General features: G+C 61.2%; 3 protein-coding genes. All 3 read left to right on the top strand.

The features are described from left to right. Positions 1-89: 89 nt before the first annotated feature. The 3 genes from tnpA to tnpC all read left to right on the top strand — a co-directional run bounded on the left by tnpA (position 90) and on the right by tnpC (position 2,598). The gene (gene tnpA / locus EXN68_RS27300) at positions 90-533 is read left to right on the top strand and encodes an IS66-like element accessory protein TnpA (protein WP_142843696.1); all 444 of its coding nucleotides are present in this window, start codon (positions 90-92) and stop codon (positions 531-533) included. Beyond that, the gene (gene tnpB, locus EXN68_RS27295; protein ID WP_142843695.1) at positions 530-883 is read left to right on the top strand and encodes an IS66 family insertion sequence element accessory protein TnpB; all 354 of its coding nucleotides are present in this window, start codon (positions 530-532) and stop codon (positions 881-883) included. The genes tnpA and tnpB overlap by 4 nt, the downstream gene beginning before the upstream one ends. Positions 884-945: 62 nt before the next feature. Beyond that, the gene (gene tnpC / locus EXN68_RS27290) at positions 946-2,598 is read left to right on the top strand and encodes an IS66 family transposase (RefSeq protein WP_142843694.1); all 1,653 of its coding nucleotides are present in this window, start codon (positions 946-948) and stop codon (positions 2,596-2,598) included. Positions 2,599-2,695: the final 97 nt, after the last annotated feature.

The following is a 2,695-nucleotide window of genomic DNA, read 5'->3' as shown; positions in this document are numbered from 1 at the left end:
GTAAGCGCCGTCTCCGCCCCATTGGATTGGCTGTATTTTGAGGCTTGCTGCGTGTGCGAGAAGGTTTCCAGGACTATCTGGAGATTTGCATGGCAGATGATGGATTTGTTGGGCGCTACGAAGTTGTCGAGCCGCGCCGCGGAAACCGGCGTTGGCCGGATGATGTGAAGGCGCGGATTGTCGCGGAAAGCCTTGAGCCTGGTGTTCGTGTTGTTGATGTCGCGCGCCGTCATGACGTTGTTCCGCACCAGCTTTCCTTCTGGCGTCGGCAAGCGCGCGAGGGCATTCTGGCCCTGCCTTTTGAGGCTATGCCGGACCTGGCGGAGAGCGGCGATGCCGAGCCTGCATTTGTGCCTTTGGCGATTGCGGCAGAGCCGAGCGAGGCTGTGAATGTTTTGGCGCCGCCGCTGCCGGAGGCGGTTTCGGCGGTCTTGACGCTGGAGATCGGCCCGGACGTTGTTATGCAGGTTCCCGGTGACGTGCCGGTTGAACGTGTGGCGGCCCTGGTGCGAGCGATGCGAGGGACGGCATGATCGTCGCGGGCCAACGACTGCCGATCCTGATTGCAACGCGGCCGGTTGACTTCCGCTGTGGGCATCAGGCGCTGGCTCTGATGGTGCAGACCGAGTTGAAGCTCGATCCGCATTCCGGGGTTACGGTTATCTTCCGGTCGAAGCGCGGTGATCGCCTGAAAATCCTGGTGTGGGATGGCACAGGAATGGTGCTAATCTACAAAATTCTTGAACATGGAAACTTTGCCTGGCCCAAGGTTCAGGATGGGACGATGCGTCTTTCCAGGGGTCAATATGAGGCTTTGTTCGAAGGTCTCGACTGGCGACGGGTCATGGCGCAACGGGTGACCGCGCCGACTGCGGCAGGGTGAATATCCGGCTGTATTTGCATTGTTTTATTTGGCTTTTTTGTGCTGCCTTGCTATAAGGCCGCATGTCGTCACCCCTTGATCTCAGCCTGTTTCCGAACCTTCCGCCAGAGGTGGTGAAGGCGTTTGCGGCGATGCAGTTCGAGCTGTCGGTCGAGCGTGCTGCACGTCAGCATGAGCAGGCTGTGGTGGCCGAAAAGGACGCGTTCATCGCCGAGTTGAAGGAACTGATCGAGAAGCTTGAGGGGCAGGTTCACGACTATCGGCGCACGAAGTTCGGGCCGAAATCGGAAAAGCTCGATCCGGCGCAGATGGAACTGGCGCTGGAAGACCTTGAAACGGCGATCGCCGAAACACAGGCGCGGATCGCCGCCGTCGAGAAAAAGATCGAAGCCAGCACATCCGATCCGGAAAAGGCCGCTCCTCGCAAGGAGCGGAAGGCCCGTGCACTGCCCGAACACCTGCCGCGGGTCGAGCGCGTGATCGAGCCCGAGAGCATCGCTTGTCCCTGCGGTTGCGGCAACATGGTCCGGATCGGCGAGGACCGGACGGAACGGCTCGACCGGGTCCCGGCGCGCTACGAGGTGATCGTCACGATCCGCCCGAAATACGCATGTCCCAAGGGTCGAACGGGCGTCGTCCAGGCCAGAGCGCCGGCGCACCTCCTGGAAGGAAGCTGGCCGACCGAAGCACTACTGGCGGAGATTGCCGTCTCCAAGCATTCCGAACATATGCCGCTGAACCGACAGGCTGAAGTCATGGCGCGACACGGGGTGCCGATCGACCGCACGGTGCTGGCCGATTGGATGGGGCGCACGGGCAGCGAAATCGCACCGGTGGTCGACCACATGGCCAAACGGCTGCTGTGGGAAAGCACGCGGCTCTATGTCGACGAGACAACAGCTCCGGTTCTTGATCCGGGGCGAGGCAAGACGAAGACCGGTTATCTCTGGGCCGTGTTGCGTGACGACCGCGGCTGGAATGGCTCCGCGCCGCCGGGCGTGGTGTTCCATTACCGGCCCGGGCGTAAAGGCGAATATGCCGCTGAAATCCTCGACGGGTTCAACGGGACAATCCAGGTGGATGCCTACGGTGGCTATTCGCACCTCGCCACGTCGGACCGGATGGGTGGCGTTCCCTTGAAGCTGGCTTTCTGTTGGGCACATGGGCGCAGAAAGCTGATCAAGGCCACGCCGAAGAGCGGATCACCCATCGTCGACGAGGCGCTCATTCGCATCGCCGCGCTATACAAGATCGAAGACAGTATCCGAGGCTCAGACCCCGAACATCGCCGGGCAGTTCGACAGGACCTGTCCCTCCCGCTGGTGGACGAGTTCTTCACCTGGCTGGCAGCGCAAGCCAAGCGCGTCTCACGCAAGTCTGACCTCGGAAAAGCCCTGGCCTATATGCTAACGCGGCAGGACGGCTTCCGGCTGTTCCTGGACGACGGCCACGTCGATATCGACTCCAACCTCGTGGAAAACGCGATCCGCCGACCCGCCATGAACCGCCGCAATGCGCTCTTTGCGGGGCACGATGAAGGGGGCCGCAATTGGGCCCGGTTTGCCAGCCTGATCGGCACTTGTAAAATGAACGCCGTTGAGCCCTACGCCTATCTGTGCGACCTCTTCACCCGCCTCGCAAACGGCCACCTCGCCAAAGACATCGATGCCCTGATGCCATGGGCCTATGCCGCTCGCATCAAGGCCTCACAATGAGCTCGTCAGATACTCTTCGGTGAGCTCCTTTGACGGCCCGTAGATCAACCTCAGATCGCCGCAACTGAATAATCGATGGGGCGTGGACGCCGCATAC

This window comes from Martinezella rhizogenes (assembly GCF_007002745.1).
In the GTDB taxonomy this organism is placed as follows: Bacteria; Pseudomonadota; Alphaproteobacteria; order Rhizobiales; family Rhizobiaceae; genus Agrobacterium; species Agrobacterium cucumeris.
The sequence above is the reverse complement of the archived record's forward strand: the minus strand, read 5'-3'. Positions and strand labels throughout refer to the sequence as shown.

What these genes read in the sequence shown, in the direction of transcription:
- tnpA (WP_142843696.1), top strand. Translation starts at nt 90, where the DNA reads ATGGCAGATGATGGATTTGTTGGGCGCTACGAAGTTGTCGAGCCGCGC.
- tnpB (WP_142843695.1), top strand. Translation starts at nt 530, where the DNA reads ATGATCGTCGCGGGCCAACGACTGCCGATCCTGATTGCAACGCGGCCG.
- tnpC (WP_142843694.1), top strand. Translation starts at nt 946, where the DNA reads ATGTCGTCACCCCTTGATCTCAGCCTGTTTCCGAACCTTCCGCCAGAG.